The organism is Pseudomonas sp. CGJS7 (assembly GCF_036961695.1).
On the sequence record NZ_JBAMDI010000022.1, the window covers coordinates 37,604 to 56,388 of the forward strand.

General features: G+C 64.1%; 14 protein-coding genes. 4 read left to right on the top strand and 10 right to left on the bottom strand.

Annotated elements, in window-relative coordinates; translation table 11 throughout:
• Positions 1–115: 115 nt before the first annotated feature.
• Genes V7787_RS15695 through V7787_RS15705 form a run of 3 tightly spaced genes read left to right on the top strand, consistent with a single transcriptional unit; the run spans position 116 to position 5,585 of the window.
• Positions 116–1,354: an exonuclease SbcCD subunit D C-terminal domain-containing protein gene (locus V7787_RS15695; protein ID WP_012053234.1), complete on the top strand. Its 1,239-nt coding sequence runs from the start codon at positions 116–118 to the stop codon at positions 1,352–1,354.
• Positions 1,351–4,995: an AAA family ATPase gene (locus tag V7787_RS15700; protein WP_336088589.1), complete on the top strand. Its 3,645-nt coding sequence runs from the start codon at positions 1,351–1,353 to the stop codon at positions 4,993–4,995. The genes V7787_RS15695 and V7787_RS15700 overlap by 4 nt, the downstream gene beginning before the upstream one ends.
• The gene (locus tag V7787_RS15705; RefSeq protein WP_064492362.1) at positions 4,992–5,585 is read left to right on the top strand and encodes a glutathione S-transferase; all 594 of its coding nucleotides are present in this window, start codon (positions 4,992–4,994) and stop codon (positions 5,583–5,585) included. Before V7787_RS15700 ends, V7787_RS15705 begins: the two co-directional genes overlap by 4 nt.
• A gap of 290 nt (positions 5,586–5,875) precedes the next feature.
• Here V7787_RS15705 and V7787_RS15710 read toward each other — a convergent pair whose 3' ends face one another.
• The 10 genes from V7787_RS15710 to V7787_RS15755 form a co-directional block, all read right to left on the bottom strand.
• Positions 5,876–7,006, bottom strand: a complete 1,131-nt coding sequence (locus V7787_RS15710) for a lactonase family protein (protein ID WP_223843610.1) — start codon at positions 7,004–7,006, stop codon at positions 5,876–5,878.
• Positions 6,972–7,262, bottom strand: coding sequence for a DUF5629 family protein (locus V7787_RS15715; protein ID WP_020415640.1), 291 nt, complete (start codon positions 7,260–7,262; stop codon positions 6,972–6,974). Before V7787_RS15715 ends, V7787_RS15710 begins: the two co-directional genes overlap by 35 nt.
• Positions 7,263–7,325: 63 nt before the next feature.
• Entirely contained in the window at positions 7,326–9,701 is a 2,376-nt protein-coding gene (locus V7787_RS15720; RefSeq protein ID WP_064492367.1) for an efflux RND transporter permease subunit, read from the bottom strand.
• 20 nt (positions 9,702–9,721) lie between these two features.
• On the bottom strand, positions 9,722–10,762 hold the full coding sequence (locus V7787_RS15725) for a WD40/YVTN/BNR-like repeat-containing protein (RefSeq protein WP_064492364.1): 1,041 nt from the start codon (positions 10,760–10,762) through the stop codon (positions 9,722–9,724).
• Positions 10,763–11,033: 271 nt separating this feature from the next.
• Positions 11,034–13,691 carry an aminopeptidase N gene (pepN, locus tag V7787_RS15730; protein ID WP_064492365.1) on the bottom strand — a complete coding sequence of 886 codons (2,658 nt, stop codon included), beginning with the start codon at positions 13,689–13,691 and terminating at the stop codon, positions 11,034–11,036.
• A 13-nt stretch (positions 13,692–13,704) separates the two neighbouring features.
• Positions 13,705–14,535: a DUF2797 domain-containing protein gene (locus tag V7787_RS15735; protein ID WP_064492366.1), complete on the bottom strand. Its 831-nt coding sequence runs from the start codon at positions 14,533–14,535 to the stop codon at positions 13,705–13,707.
• Positions 14,532–14,792, bottom strand: coding sequence for a YeaC family protein (locus V7787_RS15740; protein WP_003247224.1), 261 nt, complete (start codon positions 14,790–14,792; stop codon positions 14,532–14,534). Before V7787_RS15740 ends, V7787_RS15735 begins: the two co-directional genes overlap by 4 nt.
• Before the next feature lie 13 nt (positions 14,793–14,805).
• Positions 14,806–15,693, bottom strand: a complete 888-nt coding sequence (locus V7787_RS15745; protein ID WP_020193768.1) for a rhomboid family intramembrane serine protease — start codon at positions 15,691–15,693, stop codon at positions 14,806–14,808.
• Positions 15,690–16,661: a metallophosphoesterase gene (locus V7787_RS15750; RefSeq protein ID WP_010953024.1), complete on the bottom strand. Its 972-nt coding sequence runs from the start codon at positions 16,659–16,661 to the stop codon at positions 15,690–15,692. The genes V7787_RS15745 and V7787_RS15750 overlap by 4 nt, the downstream gene beginning before the upstream one ends.
• Positions 16,661–17,551 (bottom strand): NAD(+) kinase, encoded by an 891-nt coding sequence (locus tag V7787_RS15755; RefSeq protein ID WP_003247220.1) that lies wholly within the window; start codon positions 17,549–17,551, stop codon positions 16,661–16,663. The genes V7787_RS15750 and V7787_RS15755 overlap by 1 nt, the downstream gene beginning before the upstream one ends.
• Between V7787_RS15755 and V7787_RS15760 the strand changes: the two genes are divergently transcribed.
• Positions 17,550–18,572, top strand: coding sequence for a DUF1853 family protein (locus V7787_RS15760; protein WP_336088590.1), 1,023 nt, complete (start codon positions 17,550–17,552; stop codon positions 18,570–18,572). The genes V7787_RS15755 and V7787_RS15760 overlap by 2 nt on opposite strands.
• Positions 18,573–18,785 lie beyond the last annotated feature (213 nt).

Here is an 18,785-nt window from a genome sequence, read left to right on the forward strand (position 1 = left end):
GAAATTCTTGGGACGAACATCTGCCCCCCAATCCCTCGCCCTGCACCCCGAATCCCGCTTGGGTTACCATACCGCCCTTTCCCCGCTTGCCCGACTCGACACCAACAGGTCATCCATGCGTCTGTTTCATACCTCCGACTGGCACCTGGGCCAAAGCCTGCACGGCCAGGAACGCGACTTCGAACACGCCTGCTTCCTCGACTGGCTGCTCGGCCAGCTGCGCCTGCGCCAGCCGGATGCGCTGCTGATTGCGGGCGACATCTTCGACACCGTCAACCCGCCCGTCAAAGCCCAGGAACGCCTCTACGACTTCATCGTCCAGGCCCACGAGCAACAACCCAAGCTGGACATCGTGATGATCGCCGGCAACCACGACTCCGGTTCGCGCATCGAGCTGCCGGCCGCACTCATGCGCCGCCTGCGCACCCATGCGTTGGGCCGTGTGCACTGGCTGGACGAGGGCCAGCTGGATGCCGAACGCCTGTTGATTCCGCTGACCAACGGCCGTGGCAAGGTGGCCGCCTGGTGCCTGGCCCTGCCGTTCCTGCGCCCGGCCGAAGTGACCGGCCCGCAGCTGGGTGACGACTACCTGCAAGGCATCACCCAGGTGCACCAGCAACTGATCGCCGCCGCACTGAAGAAACGCAAGAAAGACCAGGCGCTGATCGCCATCAGCCACGCGCACATGGCCGGTGGCGCGGTGTCGGAAGACTCCGAACGCAGCCTGATCATCGGCAACGCCGAGGCGCTGCCGGCCAAGCTGTTCGACAAGGCTATCAGCTACGTCGCCCTGGGCCATCTGCACAAGCCGCAGAAGGTCAACCGCGAAGAGCGCATCCGCTACAGCGGCTCGCCAATCCCGCTGTCGTTCGCCGAAATCAACTACCCGCACCAGGTCCTGGAAGTGGAGTTGGACGGCAACGGCCTGGTCAGCGTCGAGCCACGCCCCGTACCACGCGCCGTGGCCCTGCAACGGGTGGGCCCGGCACCGCTGGGCGAGCTGTTGCAGCAACTGGCCGACCTGCCAGTGATCGACCTGCTTGAAGACCCCAACCGCCAGCCCTGGCTGGAGGTGCGGGTGATGCTCGACGAGCCGCAACCCGACCTGCGCCAGCAGATTGAAACCGCGCTTGAAGGCAAGGCGGTACGGCTGATCCGCATCAGCGCCGAGTACGCCGGCCGCAACAACGCCGAAGACGATGACCTGGCCTTTGTCGAACTGGCCCAGATGACCCCGCAAGACCTGTTCAGCCGCGCCTGGGAGCAAGCCTATGGCAACCCCGCCGACGAGCAGGCACTGGCCGACTTCGCCCTGCTGTTGCAGGACGTGCAGCAGGAAGAGGAACAGCCATGAAGATTCTCGCCATCCGCCTGAAGAACCTGGCATCGCTGGCCGGCCCGATCGACATCGATTTCACCGCAGAACCCTTGGCCAGCGCTGGCCTGTTCGCCATCACCGGGCCTACCGGTGCCGGCAAGAGCACCCTGCTTGACGCCCTGTGCCTGGCGCTGTTCGGCACCGTGCCACGCCTCAATGCCATTGGCCGTGAGGCCAAGGTGCCGGATGCCGACGGCGACATCCCCACCTCCGACCCGCGCAACCTGCTGCGCCGTGGCACCGGCAGCGGTTTTGCCGAGGTCGATTTCGTCGGTATCGATGGCCGCCGCTACCGCGCCCGCTGGGAAGCCAACCGCGCCCGCGACAAGGCCAACGGCAAACTGCAACACAGCCGTCAGAGCTTCTACGACCTCGACAGCGAGCAAGTGCTCGGCAGTGGCAAGAACGAATACAAGCAACTGGTCGAAGCCCGCCTGGGCCTGAACTTCGAGCAGTTCACCCGTGCGGTGATGCTGGCCCAGAGCGAGTTCGGCGCGTTTCTCAAGGCCGACGACAAAGACCGCAGCGAGTTGCTGGAAAAGCTCACCAACACCGCGATCTACACCCGTCTGGGCCAGCGTGCCTTCAGCAAGGCACGCGAAACCGGCGAGGCACACAACGCCTTGAAAGAACGCGCCAGCCATCTGCTGCCGATGGCTGCCGAGGCCCGTGCCGAGCTCGACCAGCGCCTGGAGCAGGCGCAACAGCAGTTCAAGGCCGACCAGGCCGGCGAGCGCCAGCTGGAGCAGCAACGCAACTGGCTGAATGAACAACGCCAGCTACAGGCCCAATACACCGAAGCCAGCACCACGCTGCAGGCCGCCGAACTGGACTGGCAACAGCTGGCCGAACCACGCCTGGACCTGGCACGCCTGGAGCGCCTGGCCCCACAGCGTCACCAGTTCCACCGCCGACAGGACCTGAGCGCACAGCTGGCGCCAGTGGCCGCGAAAATTACCGAACAGCAACAGCAGCAAGCCGAACTGCAGGTGCGCACCCGCGAACTCGAACAGGCGCTGGACACTGCGCGCCAAGCGCTTGCCGACCGCCAGGCCGAGCACGGCGAGAACGCGCCGCGCCTGCGCCAGGCCTTTGCCGCCCAGGATACGCTGGCACGCCTGGACCAGGAGCTGGCCGCCCAGCGCAGCATCAACCAGCAGGCGCAACAGCAGGTCGCTGACGGCCAGCAGCAACTGCAGCAGCTGGAAGACAACCAGCAGCGCAGCGTGCAACAACTGGCGCTGATCGACACCGCGCTTGCCGACAGCCAGCACCTGGCGGGCCTGGCCAATGCCTGGCACGCCTACCTGCCGCAATTGAAACAGGTGATGCTGATCGGTGGCCGCCTGACCAAGGGCCGAGAAGAGCTACCCGGCTTGCAGGCCCAGGCCAGCCAGGCCAATGCGCACTTGCAGGCCGAGCGCGACGCCTACGACCTGTTGTTCCGTGAAGCCAAGGCCGAACCCCAGGCCCTGGCCGAGCAGATCGACCTGCTCGGCGGCATGCTGCAGGACAACCGCAAACAGCAGCGCGCCGTAGAGGAAATGTCACGCCTGCACGGCCGTGAACAGGAGCTGCGTCAGCAGCTGGATGCCCTGCGCGAACGCCAGCAGCAGGCCATGCTGCAACGCCAGCAACTGATTACCGAAGGCACTGCCGCCAAGGCCGAGCTGGAGGCCGCCGAACAGGCGTTGATGCTCACCCGTCAACTGCTGGAACGCCAACGCCTGGCACGCAACACCAGCGTCGAAGAACTGCGTAACCAACTGCGTGACGGCGAACCCTGCCCGGTCTGTGGCAGCGCCGAACACCCGTTCCATCAGCCAGAAGCGCTGCTGCAGAGCCTTGGCCGCCATGACCAGGCCGAAGAGCACGCCGCGCAGAAGCAGGTCGAAACGCTCAACAGCAAGCTGGTGGAGCTGCGTACCCAGCTGGGTGTGGTCAATGCCCAGCTCAAGGACTTCCAGCAACAGCAGCAGCAACTGGGCGAACAGTTGCAACCGCTGGTGGCTCAGGTACAGGCACACAGCCTGTGGCCAGCCCTCGCCCCGCAGGACGACAAGGCCCGTAGCGCCTGGCTCGACAGCCAGCTGCGTCGCCTGGATGAAGAAATCAGCCAGGACGAGAAACGCCAGAGCGCCCTGCTCGCCCTGCAACGGGACGCGGCCCGCCTCAACCAGCAATTGCAGGCTGCCCACGACGCCCAACAACAGGCCCAGCGCCACCTGGAGCAACAGCACCAGGCCCTGGCCAACGACGAGCAGCTGTTGCAGCAAGGCCTGAACGACCTGGCCGGCGTACTACCAGAGGAAGCGCTCAAGGCCCTCAAAGACGACCCGGCCAATGCCTTCCTCGCCCTCGACCAACAGATTGCCCAGCGCCTGCAGCAACTGGAACAGCGCAAGGACGAACAGGAAGAACAGCAAGCCCGGCAAGCCCAGCTGGACAAACTGCGCGATCAGCAACAGGCGCGCGTGCAAGGCCTGCAGCAGTTGCAACACAAGCTCGCTGCCCTCGACGAACAGCGCCAGCAGGCCCAGGCGTCGCTCGGCGAGCTGCTTGGCGAACATGCCAGTGCCGAAGCCTGGCAGCAGCATATGGAAGCCACGCTGGAACAAGCCCGCGCCCTCGATGCCGACACCGCCCAGCGCCTGCAAGATCTGCGCACCCAAGGCGTGCAACTGGCCAGCGAGCTCAAGGCCAATACCCAGCAACAACAGGCACTGGATGCCGAATGCCAACAGTTGCAGGCCCAGATCGCCCAGTGGCGCAGCGAGCATCCTGAACTGGACGATGCCGGCCTCGATCGCCTGCTGGCCATGGATGACGCGCAAGTCAATGAATTGCGCCAGCGTTTGCAAGGCGCGGAAAAAGCCATCGAGCAGGGCCGCGTCCTGCTGCAGGAGCGCGAACAGCGCCTGCAGCACCACGCTGCGCAGATGACCGTGGAAACCACGGTCCAGGCCCTGGAGCAAGCCTTGGCCGAACTGCGCGAACGCCTGGCAAGCCACGAGCAGCAATGCGCCGAATTGCGTGCACAACAGGCCGACGACCAGCGCCGCCAGCAGGCCCACCAGGCGCTGGCGGCAGAAATCGAACAGGCCCACCAGCAGTGGCAACGCTGGGCCCGCCTCAATGCCCTGATCGGTTCGGCCTCCGGTGATGTGTTCCGCAAGATCGCCCAAGGCTACAACCTTGACCTGCTGCTGCACCACGCCAACGCCCAGCTACGTCAGCTGGCCCGTCGCTACCGCCTCAAGCGCGGCGGCAGCGCCCTTGGCCTGCTGGTGCTGGACACCGAGATGGGCGACGAGCTGCGTTCGGTGCACTCGTTGTCGGGCGGGGAAACCTTCCTGGTGTCGCTGGCCCTGGCCCTGGGCCTGGCGTCGATGGCGTCCAGCACCTTGCGTATCGAGTCGCTGTTCATCGACGAAGGTTTCGGCAGCCTCGACCCCGAGTCGCTGCAACTGGCAATGGACGCCCTCGACGGCTTGCAAGCCCAGGGTCGCAAAGTGGCGGTGATCTCCCACGTACAGGAAATGCACGAGCGCATCCCGGTGCAGATCCAGGTGCGGCGCCAGGGTAATGGCCTCAGTGACGTGGAGGTGTGCGGGTGATCCTCTACTCGTTCCGCCGCTGCCCGTGGGCCATGCGTGCGCGCCTGGCCCTGCGCTATGCCGGCTGCGAGGTGGAGATCTGCGAAGTGGCGATGAAGAACAAGCCGGCAGAGTTGCTGGCCTTGTCGCCCAAGGGCACGGTACCGGTGCTGGACACCGGTGCCGAGGTACTGGAAGAGAGCCTGGACATCATGCGCTGGGCGCTGACGCAGAACGACCCGCAGGACTGGCGGCTACAGGCCAACCCTGCGGCTGCGCAGCAGGCTGAAACGCTGATTGCGCGCAATGACACCACGTTCAAGGCGCACGTGAACCTGTACAAGTATGCTGAACGTTACCCGGAGCATTCCCGCGAGCATTACCGCCAGCAGGCCGAGGTCTGGCTGGCGGAGCTCGAAGGCTTGCTGGCGGGGCGGGCTTACCTGCTGGCCGACCACCCGAGCATGGCCGATGCCGCGTTGCTGCCCCTGATGCGCCAGTTTGCCGGAGTGGAACCGCAGTGGTTCGCCGAGGCGGCTTATCCGCGCGTGCGGCGCTGGCTGGAGGGGTGGCTGGCTTCGGAGCTGTTCAAAGCGATCATGATTCGCTGAACAGACACTTGGCTACAAATGGGGGCCGTAGGCACGGGTTCACCCGCGAACACCGGCGCAGCCGGTGCCATGCAACGCGTCGCCTGCTTCGCGGGTAAACCCGCTCCTACGACGGCCTGTGTCCATCACCGATCTGTGTGTAGGAGCGGGTTTACCCGCGAATACGGTGGCGGCGGCAACAGTGAACGGCGGGTGAAAATTGGCCAGCAGGACCGGCCCTTTCGCGGATAAATCCACTTCTTGCAGTGTGTGTCTGGCCAGTTCGCCTATGGGCGAACCCTCCCAACCCCTTAATCGATAAACTTCAGGTCCGAAGGCGCGTCCTGCGCCATGGTCTGCACGGTCTCCCCCAACTCGCCAGTCAAGAGATCACGGCGCATGACCACGATCTGGTTGCTCTTCTGGTTGGCCACCAGCAGGAAATTGCCGCTAGGGTCCAGGGCAAACTCGCGGGGGTGGTCGCCTTCCACGGAGCGGCGCTGCACGAACGTCAACTGGCCGTCATTCTTGCCAACCGCAAACACCAGGATTTCATTCGCCGTGCCACGGTTGCTCACGTACAGAAAGCGGCCGTCCGCCGACAGGTGCAGGCCTCCCGCTGCCTTGGCCGCTGCATCCTGCTGCTCGGTCAGCGGCAGGCGTTGGCGCTCAAGCAAAGCAGCGTCCTCGACGTCGAACATCACCACTTCGCCACTCATTTCCAACGTCAGGTAAGCGTGCTGGCCCTTGGCGTCGAACAGCAGGTGACGGGGCCCACTGCCTGGCGGCAAGGCCACCGAGGCCGGGATTGCCGGGCTCAACGGTTTGTCCACACTGGCGCCGTCGTAGCGGTAGATGAATACCTTGTCTGCGCCCAAGTCGCAGGCATAGACATGCTGGCCATCGGGCGACAGCACCAGTGCATGCACATGGGCACCGGCCTGGCGCTCGGGGTTGACGCCACTCGCCTTGTGCCGGGCCTGTTGCACCACGGCCTTGAGCTTGCCGTCCCTGGCCACCGGGATTACCACCAGGCTGCCGCCGGGGTCAGGCTTGACCGCGTAGTTGGCCACGAACAGATAACGCTGGTCACGACTGAGGCTGGCGTGAGTCGGTTCGTCACCTTGGGTGGCCACCTGGTTGAGCGGCTTGATTTCGCCCTTGGTGCTGACGCTGAAACTGCTCGCATGGCCACCCGGGGTTTCATTGACCACGAACAGCTGGCGCTGGTCGGCCGACAGCACAAGCCAGGAAGGATTGACACTCTTGACCACTTGTTGCGGTGTGGGGTCGATGCGGCCGGCCTTGTCGTCGAACAGGTAGCGGTAGATACCCTGGCTGGCGCCATCGGTGTAGCTGCCCACCAGCAACGTCGAGGCGTGGGCGTGGATAGTCAGGCTCATCAGGCTAGCGGTCAGCAGGGTCGTCCAGGTCCGGTTCATCTTGGTCATCATCCGGGGCGCGAAAGGCACTCATACAGACTAGCCGATGCGCGCCGTTGGCATCGTCGAGTTGCCACTCGTCTCCGGTGGCGATGGCGGCAGCGATTTGCTCAGGGGTGAACGACCAGCGACGCAATTGGCGGCCGTCCATGCATTCGACAGTGAGGCCGGCTTCATCAACGGTGAAATCGAAGGCGTGCAGGCCGTCGATCAAAAGCATATCGCAGGACTGCAGGGCGGTAGCGAGGGGGGACATAGGGGTACCCATCTGAAATGAGCTGGCAGTATAACCGTGGGGCCGCAATGCGGCCCCCTCCAATCAATGGGCGAAGATCGACCCACCCTCCTTGCCCACCATCTTCTCAGGCTTGATCAGGAACCGCGCCAATGCCGGTAGCAGCCACAGCGCACCAAACATGTTCCAAAGCAGCATGAAGGTCAGCATCAGGCCCATGTCCGCCTGGAACTTGATCGCCGAGAAGATCCAGGTGCATACGCCAATCGCCAGGCACAGCCCGGTGAACAGCACCGCCTTGCCGGTCGAGCGCAGGGTCTGGTAATACGCCTCCTGCAACGGCAAACCGGCACGCAGGAAGCTTTCCAGGCGGCTGTAGATATAGATGCCATAGTCCACGCCAATGCCCACCCCCAACGCCACCACCGGCAAGGTCGCTACTTTCACCCCGATACCCATGTAGGCCATCAACGCGTTGCCCAGCACCGAGGTCAGCACCAGGGGCAGCACGATGCACAGCGTGGCGGCGAACGAGCGGAAGGTGATCAGGCACATCACGGCCACGCAGATGTACACCAGGATCAGGATGGTCAGCTCGGCCGACTTGATCACTTCGTTGGTCGCTGCCTCGATACCGGCGTTGCCCGCCGCCAGCAGGAACTGCAGGCCTTCCTTGTCATGGCTGTCGGCAAATGCCTTGGCCACGGCGGTGACGCGCTCCAGCGTTTCAGCCTTATGGTCATTGAGGAACACCAGCACGGGTGCCAATGAGCAGTCGCCGTTGTAAAGGCCGTCGGCCCGGGCGATGGAGTTGTTGAGGATGTCCGGGTTACGCGACAGGGTTTCCCATTTCAGGCTGCCCTCGTTCATGCCCTTGATCACCTGCTTGGAAACGGTGACCAGGGAAATCGCCGACTGCACGCCTGGGGTGTTTTCCATGGTCCACATCAGCTCGTCGATCGGCGCCATGGTCGAATGGACCGAGCACTTCTCCGACGGCGTCTTGACCATGATCACCAGCACATCGGAACTGGTCGAGTAGTTGCTGATGATGAAGTTGTTGTCCTGGTTGTAGCGCGAGTCGGGGCGCAGCTCCGGTGCGCCCTGGTCGAGGTCGCCGATCTTCAGGTTCTGGCTGTACCACAGGCCACCGGCGAAGGCGAGCAGCGCCAGCACCACCGACACCGGCGCCACCTTGGCACTGGCGAAGTTCGACAACAGGCGCCAGAACGGGTGCTCGCAGGTCGCGTCTTTCTTGCTGCGCTCGATAGCCTTCTTGCTGATGCCGACATAGGAGATGGCCACCGGCAACAGGATCAGGTTGGTGAACACGATCACCGCCACACCGATGGAGGCGCCGATGGCCAGTTCGCGAATCACCCCGATGTCGATGATCAGCAGGGTAATGAAGCCCACTGCGTCGGCAAGGATGGCGATCATTCCCGGCAGGAACAACTGACGGAATGTGCGCCGGGCAGCGGTAAGGGCGTTGTCGGCATCACTCGACTGCAGGGCGATGCCGTTGATCTTCTGCACCCCGTGGGAAATGCCGATGGCGAAGATCAGGAACGGCACCAGCATCGAGTACGGGTCCAGGCCAAAGCCTACCGCATGCATCAGCCCCAGTTGCCAGACCACCGCCACCAGCGTGGTGATGAGCACGGCGACAGTGCTGCGGATGCACCAGGTGAACCAGTACAACAACACCAAGGTGATCACCAGGGCGACGCCGAAGAACATCGCCACCATCACCAGGCCATCGATCAGGTCACCGACCTTCTTGGCAAAGCCGACGATGTGGATTTTTACATTGGGGTTCTGCGCCTGGAACTTGTCGCGGATCTTCTCTTCCAGCAGGTGAGAGAACTGCTGATAGTCCAGCTTCACCTGTTTGCCCGGGTCCTGCGGGTCGGGGTAGCTCTCCAGCAGCGGCACGTCGACGATGCTGGACTTGAAGTTGTTGCCTACAAGACGCCCCACCTGGCCTGACTTGAGCACGTTGTCGCGCAGGGTATCGAGGCTGTCCTGCGACCCGTTGTAGGTGTTAGGGATGACCTCGCCACCGGAAAAACCCTCTTCGGTGACCTCGCTCCAGCGCACGCTGGGGCTCCACAGTGACTTCAGCCCGGCCCGGTCGACACCGGGGATGTAGAACACCTCGTCATGGATCTGACGCAGGGTCTCCATGTAGTCCTTGTCGAAGATGTCACCGTTCACCGCCTCCACCGAGATGCGCACGGTGTTGCCGAGGTTGGCCAGGTCGTTGCGGTGCTCCATCATCTGCTCGATGAACGGGTGCTGCAGCGGGATCATCTTCTCGAAGCTGGTGGACGGGCGAATCTGCGTGGCCTGCCAGAACAGGAAAATGCTGACCAGCACGCACACGGCGATGACCACTGGGCGGTTGTTGAAGATCAGGCGTTCGAGCAGCGTGGCTTTATCCTGGTGATGCGGGTGCATGGTAATGCTCTCCCTGCTGGTCATGGGCGCACCTCCGGAGCAGGCTGATCAGCCCCTTCGGCGCTGGCCAGGTGCACACCACCCTGCCCCACCAGCAGCAGGCCGCCGTTGGCCAGGCCACTGACGCCGGCCAGGGCCAGGCGGTCGGCGCGGTTGTACACGCTGAAGGTCTGGCCGTCGTCCGTGCTGCGCAGCACGCTGCCACCATTGCCGACCAGCACCAGGGTGCCATCATCGACAAGCGTAGCGCCTGCCAGGCCGAACTCCAGGGTACCGCGCGCGGCCTTGAGTTCGATCGGCTGCCAGCTGTCACCGAAGTCGCTGGAGCGGAACAGGTTGCCGCGAAGGCCGTAGGCCAGCAGGGTCTGCGGCCTGGCGGTGCCGATCACGCCGAACAGCGAGCCCTCGTAGGGGCCCTGGACCTTGGCCCAGGTCTGGCCGTTGTCGGTGGAGCGGAACATGCCGCCCTGCTCACCCACGATGAACAGGCCGGCATCGCGCACTTGGGCGATACCGTTCAGGTGCAGCTGGTCCGGGTTGTCCAGCCGCTCGGCCACATCCTGCCAGTGCTGCCCACCATCGGTGGTTTCCAGCAAGGCACCATAGGCCCCCACGGCAAAGCCGTGCTGGGCGTCGAGGAAGGTGACATCGAGCAAGGGTGCTTCACGGGCGAGGTCTTCGAACTGCTTGCTCCAGGTGGCGCCGCCGTCGGTGCTGGCGAGGATCTGCGCGTCATGGCCGACGGCCCAGCCACGCTTGTCGTCGAGGAAAAACACGGCAGTGAGCAATTGCCGGGTGGGTACCCGAGCCTGGGTCCAGGTACTGCCCTGGTCGTCGGAGAACAGAATGTGGCCGCGATCACCCACCACCACCAGGCGCTTGCCGGCATGGGTGGCGTCGATCAACAGGCTTTGGCTGGCCTTGGCCGATTCGGTGGAGTATTGGTCGGCTGCTGCGGCCTGGGCGCTGTCGGCCCACACCCCCAATGCCAGTGCCAGCATCGCGCTGGCTGCCCATGGCCAGGCACCACGCCTGACTGGCGTACGTAACTGTTCCCTCATGACTGCCCCCTTGTTGTGTTCTTGTTGGTGGGTCAATGCATTGCAGGCTTTGCAAAAAGCCTGATCTAGAGGCCTGCAATAGCTTGAGGAGATCGTAGCGGGGATGTTTGCGGGAGTACAACGGGCGGGGTGTTATGTTTTGTTGTCGGCCGGGGAAAGCCGGGGCCGCTGGGCGGCCCTTCGCGGGTAAACCCGCCCAACAAAGGTTACATCCCCCTGTAGGAGCGGGCTCACCCGCGAAGGGCTGCAAAGCAGCCCCAATTCACAAGAATTACGCCAGACTCTTGCTCACAACCTCATACACATCACTGGACAACTCCCCCGAAGCCAGAATGCGCTCCAGCTCACCCTTCATCAGCGCCTGACGCGCATCGTCATACTTGCGCCAGCGTGTCAGCGGCGCCAGTTGCCGCGAGGCAATCTGCGGATTCAGCGCGTTCAGCTCGATCACCAGGTCCGCCAGGAAGCGATACCCGGAGCCATCGGCAGCATGGAAGTTGACCAGGTTCTGCCCGGCAAAGGCACCGATCAGCGCACGCACCTTGTTCGGGTTCTTCAGGGTGAAGGCCGGGTGCTGCATCAACGCCTTGACCCGCGCCAGCCCGCCCGGCAGCGTGCTGGCCGCCTGCACGCTGAACCATTGGTCCATGACCAGCGGGTTGTCCTTGAAGTGCTCGGCAAACGCCTCCAGCGCTTTGGCGCGCTCGGCCTCGAACGGCGAGTTGACCAGTACCGCCAGCGCGGTAAGGCGCTCGGTCATGTTGTCGCAGTGCTCGAACTGCTCCAGGGTCGCCTCCAGCACCTGTTGCTTGCCACTCTGCATCAGGTACGACAGGGCGATGTTCTGCAGGCTGCGGCGGGCAAAGTGCTCGGCCGAGGCCACATAGGCAGTGCTGCGCGACTCTTCACGGTGGGCCTGGTAACGCGCCCACAGGGCGTCGAACAGGTGTTCGGCGATCTGCTGGCGTGCGAACTCGCGGGCGGCGTGGATGGCGTCGACGTCGGCCACCTGGCTGATCTCGGTAAGGTACGCCTCACCTGGCAGCGAGAGCATTTCGGCCACCATGGCCGGGTCCAGCGATACATTGCCCAGCACAGTGCCCAGGGCGGTGATCAGGCGCTGGTCGAGCTTCAGGGCTTCGCCGCGTTGATGCTGGCCGATCAGTTCCTGCAGTACCTGCACCGACAGCTGCTGGCCCGCTTCCCATCGGTTGAAGCCGTCGCTGTCGTGCTGCATCAGGAACATCAGCTGGTCGCGGTCATACGGGAAGCTCAGCTTCACCGGGGCGCTGAAGCCACGCAACAGCGACGGCAGCGGCTTGGCCTGGATGCCCTGGAAGGTGAAGGTTTGCTCGGCATCGGTTACCGACAGCACGCGGCTGGTTCCTTGAGCACCGTCTTCGCCAGCCAGTTGCAGCGGCAGGTCGTTGCCGTCGGCATCCAGCAGGCCCAGCTCCACCGGGATCACGAACGGCAGTTTCTCGGCCTTGTCCGGGGTCTGCGGGCAGCTCTGGCGGAACGTCAGGCTGTAGGTCTGCGCGGCGGCGTCATACGCCTCGCTGACCTCCAGGCGTGGGGTGCCCGCCTGGCTGTACCAGCGCTTGAACTGGGTAAAGTCGACGCCGTTGGCGTCTTCCATGGCCTTGATGAAGTCGTCGGTGGTTACCGCCTGGCCATCGTGACGTTCAAAGTACAGGTCGCTGCCCTTACGGAAGCCTTCGCTACCCAACAGGGTACGGACCATGCGCACCACTTCGGCGCCCTTCTCGTAGACGGTCAGGGTGTAGAAGTTGGAGATTTCGATGAAGCTTTCCGGGCGCACCGGGTGGGCCATGGGGCCCGCGTCTTCGGCGAACTGGTGGGTGCGCAGGTAGGCGACGTCTTCGATGCGCTTGACCGTGCGCGAGTTCATGTCGGCACTGAACTCGGCATCGCGGAATACCGTGAAGCCTTCCTTCAGCGACAGCTGGAACCAGTCACGGCAGGTGACACGGTTGCCCGACCAGTTGTGGAAGTACTCGTGGGCGACCACCCCTTCGACGCGCTGGTGCGCAGCATCGGTGGCGGTTTCGGCACGGGCCAGCACACAGCTGGAGTTGAAGATGTTCAGGCCCTTGTTTTCCATGGCGCCCATGTTGAAGTCATTGACCGCAACAATCATGAAGATGTCCAGGTCGTACTCGCGGCCATAGACTTCTTCGTCCCAGCGCATGGACTTTTTCAGGCTGACCATGGCGTGGTCGCACTTGTCGATGTTCTCGGGCTCGACGTAGATGCGCAGGGTCACCTCACGGCCGGACTGGCGGGTGAAGCTGTCTTCAACGCACCACAGGTCACCGGCCACCAGGGCGAACAGGTAGGCCGGCTTCATGAACGGGTCTTCCCAGGTCGCCCAGTGGCGGCCATCTTCGGCCGGCCCGCTGCCGATCGGGTTGCCGTTCGACAGCAAGACCGGGTAGCGATGCTGCTCGGCGATGACCGTGGTGGTGAAGGTGCTCATCACGTCCGGGCGGTCGAGGTAGTAGGTGATCTTGCGGAAGCCCTCGGCCTCGCACTGGGTGCAGAACATCTTGCCCGACTTGTACAGGCCTTCCAGGGCGGTGTTGCTTTCCGGGTGGATCTTCACGCTGGTATCGAGGGTGAAGCGCTCGGCCTTGGGCTGCACGGTCAGGCTGTCGGCGTCGAGCTGGTAGTCGCCTGGCTGCAGTTCCTGGTCATCCAGCGAGGCGCGCAGCAGTTCCAGCTGCTGGCCATCGAGTTCCAGTGGCGGCAGGCCGGCTCCGCGTGCCGGGTTGCGACGCATGACCAGTTGCGCGTGAACCAGCGTGTGGTCCTCGAACAGCTCGAAGGTCAGGTGCGTCTCGTCGATCAGGTACTCCGGCGCCTGGTAATCCTTGAGGTAGATCACTTGCGGTTGTTCGGTACGCATGTGCAGGTCCTTTTTACTGGAGCACGGCCAACTGGTAGGCCGTGTACTTGCGAATATTGATCACACCGGTGTCGAAGATCAGGTACTGGCCCTTGATGCCCAGCAGCGTGCCCTCGGCCACCGGGTCCTTGTCGAGGTTGAAGCTGGTAATCTTCTTCGGGTACGCCTCGACCGGGTAGTTCATCTGCACCACTTCGGCGTCCGGCAGCGGCTGGATCGCCTGCAGGCCAAAGCGCCCCTGCAGCTCGCGCAGGCCGTCGGCGCAGGCTTCGAAGACCTGCTCCCGGATGGCCGGCAGGTCGAGCACCTCGGCATCGCCCTTGAGCAGCGCGCGCCAGTTGGTCCGGTCCGGCACCTGGCTACGCAACACGTCTTCAACCAGGCCCGATTGCTGCCGGGTGGCCACGCGCATGATCGGCAACGCCTGGCTGGCGCCCTGGTCGAGCCAGCGGGTGGGCAGCTGGGTGGCACGGGTGATGCCGACCTTGATCCCCGACGAATTGGCCAGGTAGACGACGTGGTCGGTCATGCAGAACTGTTCGCCCCACGACGGCTCCCGGCAGGTGCCGGCGTCGTAGTGGCATTTTTCCGGGGCCATGATGCACACGTCGCACTGGGCCAGCTTGGTCATGCACGGGTAGCAGTAACCCTGGCTGAAGCTGGTCTTGGTGCGCTTGCCGCAATGGCTGCAATGAATGGCGCCGAGGTATTCCAGGCGCAGGCGCTGGCCGATCATGGGGTTGACCGGCACCTGGGTGTCATCCAGGCGGAAGCTGTACTGCACCACCGGTGCCTGCAGGCTTACGGCCATCTTGCTCAACGAGCCACGTGCGAGTTCGATCAATGTACCGAGTCCGACTTGAACAGAATGTTGGCGATGGGCGCGGACTTCGACGCACATTCCTGTGGGCCCATGTAGCCGGTGCGCTGGTCTTCGGGCAGGTTCTTCATCTCCCAGGCGATGACCGCCTGCAGCGACAGCTCTTTCTGCTCGGCGGTGAGCTTGCGGCCGTCGGACCATTTGCCGATTTCCACCGCCAGTTTCAGGCTCTGGTAGATTTCCGGGGTGATGTTTTCAATCATTTGCGCGAAAGTGGACATAGTGTCTCCTGATTCAAGCCGACAGTTTACGCCGGGCCAGCGCCCCACCCAAGAGCCCGGTCAGGCATCCGATGAGCAGCCCGCCGACGTGGGCGGCATTGGCGATCTGGCCAAGGCCGAGCGTACCGACCACGCCGGTCAGGCATACCACCAGCCAGATCAGCATCATCACCAGCACGCCCTTGGGCAGGTTGAAGTAACGGTCGGGCGCCAGCCACTGGTACAGCCAGATATGCCCGAGCAGGCCGTACAGCACGCCGGACAGGCCGCCAAACAGGCTCGGCCCGCTGGTGTAGTGCTGGGCCAGGTTGGACACTAGGCTGAACAGCAGGGTCAGGCCCAGCAACGCCCACGGGCCCTGGCGCAGTTCGATGCGTTTGCCCAGCTCCCAGTACCACAGGCTGTTCATGGCCAGGTGCAGCACACCGAAATGCAGTAGCATGGGCGATACCAGGCGCCACCACTGGCCTTCATCCAGGCTTTGCGCCAACGGGCTGAAGTACAGGTAGTCGCCCTGGACACGGAAGTCGAGGAAGGTGAACCAGCTGATGGTGGTGAAGTTGTCGCCAAGGCCCGTGAGGCCGGCGACGATGAAGCACAGCAGCAGGGTCAGGGTGGTGATCTTGCAGGCCTTGGCCTGGGCTGCCAGGGAAGGTTGTGTGGGGGCATTCGCCGGTGACCCCGCCCCTACAGGGTCGGCGGTGGCCGGCAGGTCGGCATTGCCGTCGGGGTAGCGCTGGTAGAGCTGCAGCACATCTTCGGCCAGGGTGTCGGGGGCCCAGAGGACTTGGGCATCACCCTCCTCGCTGACCCGGTGCGGCACCTGCAGGCGTTGCAACAGGTGGACGAAGCCGCTGAGGTCGACCGACAGCGGCAGGCGCATCACTTCGATAATGTTCATTGGTTGGCCTGTGGGCGGTCGACGTCGACCCAGACGAACTTGTGTGGGTCGATACGGGTTTCATCATCCAGCCGGTAGGCGACCAGCTTGCCGTAGAGCACGGCGCTGTAGTCCAGGCAGGCCAGGTTGGCGCGGATCGGTGCCGGCCGGCCGCTGCGCCAGTAATGCCCGACGAACAGCATCGGCTGGTCTTCGTCATAGCGCAGCAAGGCGTTCTTCTGGCTGTGGCTGAGCGGGGTGCTGGCCACTTCCTCGGGCAGGGCATCGGGCTGGAACACGATGTCACCGTAGGTTTTCGGGTCTTCTTCCCAGAACTTGGTGCGGAAAAACGCGCGGGTCAGGCCGTCGCCGCCGGTCAGCGTCAGCCCGTCCGGCAGGCGCATGTCGGTACCGCGCAACAGGCGGTTGCACACTGTGTCGGCAAAACTGCCACTGACCGCCGAGGCCTGGATGAAGTGTTCATCGATGCGGCCGTCGGGGTATTGCTGGCGCAGCGGCTCGATCAGCCGCGGGTCCCAGCAGGCGTGCACCAGACGGAAGCGTCCGGCGTCGATGAACAACGGCAGCTGGTAGAACCAGTTGACGAAATCGTGCCAATCGCCGGGGTGCTGGGCAAACTGGGTCAGGGTTTCGTCGATCAGCCGGGCATGCCGCGGCGTGTGTTCGCGGACATAGGCCTTGCCGCTGCCAGGCAGCGCCGGGGTGACCCAGCCCAGGGCATTGTATTCGTGGTTGCCCATGATGCAGAACGCCTGGCCGGCTTCGACCATGTCGTGGACGATGTGCAGCGCCTCGCGAATGCGTGGCCCGCGGTCGACGATATCGCCAAGGAACAGCGCCTGACGTCGCGGGTGGCGCCACACGCCGGCCACGCGCTTGTATCCGAGGGCGTCGAGCAGGCGTTCAAGGGTCAGTGCACAGCCGTGCACGTCGCCGATGATGTCAAAACTTCGCGCCGGATCGAGCATCAGTCGTCACTGCTCCCCAGGCGGCTGCCCCAACCCAGTTTGGTGCGGCAGACCTCGTAGTAATTGTGGTCCAGCGGGTGGATCAGGCGCAGCTTCTGCGGCTTCTTGCTGACCGTGATGGTGTCGCCGGGGGCACAGGTGAAGTGGTTCTGACCGTCACAGGACACCTGCGGGTAGATCTGCAGGTCCTTGGACACCACGATCTTCAGCTCGCTGTTGCCGTCGACTACGATCGGCCGGCCCGACAAGGTGTGCGGGTACATCGGCACGATGACGATGGCATCGAGCTTGGGGTGCATGATCGGGCCACCGGCCGACAGCGCATAGGCGGTGGAGCCGGTGGGGGTGGCGACGATCAGGCCGTCGGCCTTCTGGCTGCAGACGAACTGGCCGTCGATGTAGATCTCGAACTCGATCATGCGCGTGGACTTGCCCGGGTGCAGCACCACGTCGTTCAGCGCATCGCCCTGGCCGATGGCCTCGTGGTGGCGACGCACCTCGGCCTGCAGCAGGAAACGGTTTTCTACCAGGTAGTGGCCGTCGAGCACTTCGGCGACCTTCTGTTCCAGCTCGTCGGGACGGATGTCGGTGAGAAAACCCAGGTTGCCACGGTTGATACCCAGCACCGGAATGTTGTGCCGGGCCAGCGCACGGGCAGCGCCCAGCAGGCTGCCGTCGCCGCCGACCACGATGACCAGGTCGCAGACCTCGCCCAGCAGCTTGCGGGTGGACGTCTGCAAGCCATGGCCGGGCAGCACTTCGGCAATGGTGTCCTCGAGGATCACGTGCAGGTGGCGATCGAGGAGGAATTTTTTCAGTCGGCGAATGGTGTCGAGCACCTGCGAGCTGCCAAGGCGACCGATGATACCGATATTGCGAAATTGCTCCATGGGGCTCCTGCAAGGCTCTGCGGCGGGTGACGATGCGCCGATTATGGGCGAAACCACCGGGCAGCGGCAAACCGGCTATGCTCGCAGGATGACGCCATTCGCCCAGCTTCACGACCTGCCCCGACAACTGCAGCACTCCACCGTGCGTGACCTGGCATGGGCCTTGTTGTCGCCGCCCCTGCTCAGCGCCCCACCCTGCCCCCAGCGACACCCGCTGGCGGGCAGCCTGTGGGCGCAGCAGCCGCAACGCCTTGAACAATGGTTGCGGGCCCTGGATGCCGATGACCGACCGTTGCGCGCCTGGCTGGCGCAATTGGGCAGCCGGCGCCTGGGGCATTACTACGAACGCCTGTGGCAATTTGCCCTGGGCCAGGCGCCAGGCATCGAGCTGCTGGCCGCCAACCTGGCGATTCGCGACGGCGGGCACACCCTGGGCGAGCTCGACGTGGTGCTGCGCGACCGCGACGGCGTGCACCACCTGGAACTGGCGATCAAGCTGTACCTGGGCCCGGAAGACGCCGGGCACGATCCCCATGCCTGGCTGGGGCCAGGTTGCCATGACCGGCTGGGGACCAAGCTTGCGCACCTGGCGGGGCACCAGTTGCCCATGTCCAAGGGGGCGCACAGCCGTCAGGCGCTGGCGCAGCTAGGGGTGGAGCAGGTGCAGGCGCAAATGTGGCTGGGTGGTTACCTGTTCTATCCACGGCCTGGGCATGCCGAGGCGCCGCAGGGCGCCAACCCGCAACATTTGCGTGGGCGCTGGCTTCGTCGGCGGGACTGGGTGATGGCCGAGGGCGAGCGTTGGCAGCCGCTGCAGCGGCATGCCTGGCTGGCGCCGGCAAGGGTGGAGTCAGGTGAGTGCTGGCAGGCGGAGCAGTTTGCAGCCTGGCTGCATGTGCTGGAGCAGCAGGCACCGGCGCAGTTGCTGGTACGACTGGTGCCTGATGCCGAGGGTGCCTGGCAGGAAGCAGAGCGGGTGTTTCTGGTGGCTGATGACTGGCCGTATCTGCCCGGTAACTGATGTCGCCTGTTCCGGCCCCTTCGCGGGCACGCCCGCTCCCACAGTCCAACTGCACAGGCTTCCAAGACTGTGCAGTACCTGTGGGAGCGGGCGGGCCCGCGAAGGGGCCGGTGGCTGGCAACACATTTTTCACAGACCTGGCGCAAAGATCTGTTTCCGGTAGCCATTAAAATGACTCCTGAGCGCCAGCAAGAGCGCCATTCAGACCTGATG

What these genes read in the sequence shown, in the direction of transcription:
- pepN (WP_064492365.1), bottom strand. Translation starts at nt 13,691, where the DNA reads ATGCGTACCGAACAACCGCAAGTGATCTACCTCAAGGATTACCAGGCG.
- V7787_RS15750 (WP_010953024.1), bottom strand. Translation starts at nt 16,661, where the DNA reads ATGCTCGATCCGGCGCGAAGTTTTGACATCATCGGCGACGTGCACGGC.
- V7787_RS15740 (WP_003247224.1), bottom strand. Translation starts at nt 14,792, where the DNA reads ATGTCCACTTTCGCGCAAATGATTGAAAACATCACCCCGGAAATCTAC.
- V7787_RS15760 (WP_336088590.1), top strand. Translation starts at nt 17,550, where the DNA reads ATGGGGCTCCTGCAAGGCTCTGCGGCGGGTGACGATGCGCCGATTATG.
- V7787_RS15755 (WP_003247220.1), bottom strand. Translation starts at nt 17,551, where the DNA reads ATGGAGCAATTTCGCAATATCGGTATCATCGGTCGCCTTGGCAGCTCG.
- V7787_RS15700 (WP_336088589.1), top strand. Translation starts at nt 1,351, where the DNA reads ATGAAGATTCTCGCCATCCGCCTGAAGAACCTGGCATCGCTGGCCGGC.
- V7787_RS15745 (WP_020193768.1), bottom strand. Translation starts at nt 15,693, where the DNA reads ATGAACATTATCGAAGTGATGCGCCTGCCGCTGTCGGTCGACCTCAGC.
- V7787_RS15695 (WP_012053234.1), top strand. Translation starts at nt 116, where the DNA reads ATGCGTCTGTTTCATACCTCCGACTGGCACCTGGGCCAAAGCCTGCAC.
- V7787_RS15725 (WP_064492364.1), bottom strand. Translation starts at nt 10,762, where the DNA reads ATGAGGGAACAGTTACGTACGCCAGTCAGGCGTGGTGCCTGGCCATGG.
- V7787_RS15710 (WP_223843610.1), bottom strand. Translation starts at nt 7,006, where the DNA reads ATGAACCGGACCTGGACGACCCTGCTGACCGCTAGCCTGATGAGCCTG.
- V7787_RS15720 (WP_064492367.1), bottom strand. Translation starts at nt 9,701, where the DNA reads ATGCACCCGCATCACCAGGATAAAGCCACGCTGCTCGAACGCCTGATC.
- V7787_RS15715 (WP_020415640.1), bottom strand. Translation starts at nt 7,262, where the DNA reads ATGTCCCCCCTCGCTACCGCCCTGCAGTCCTGCGATATGCTTTTGATC.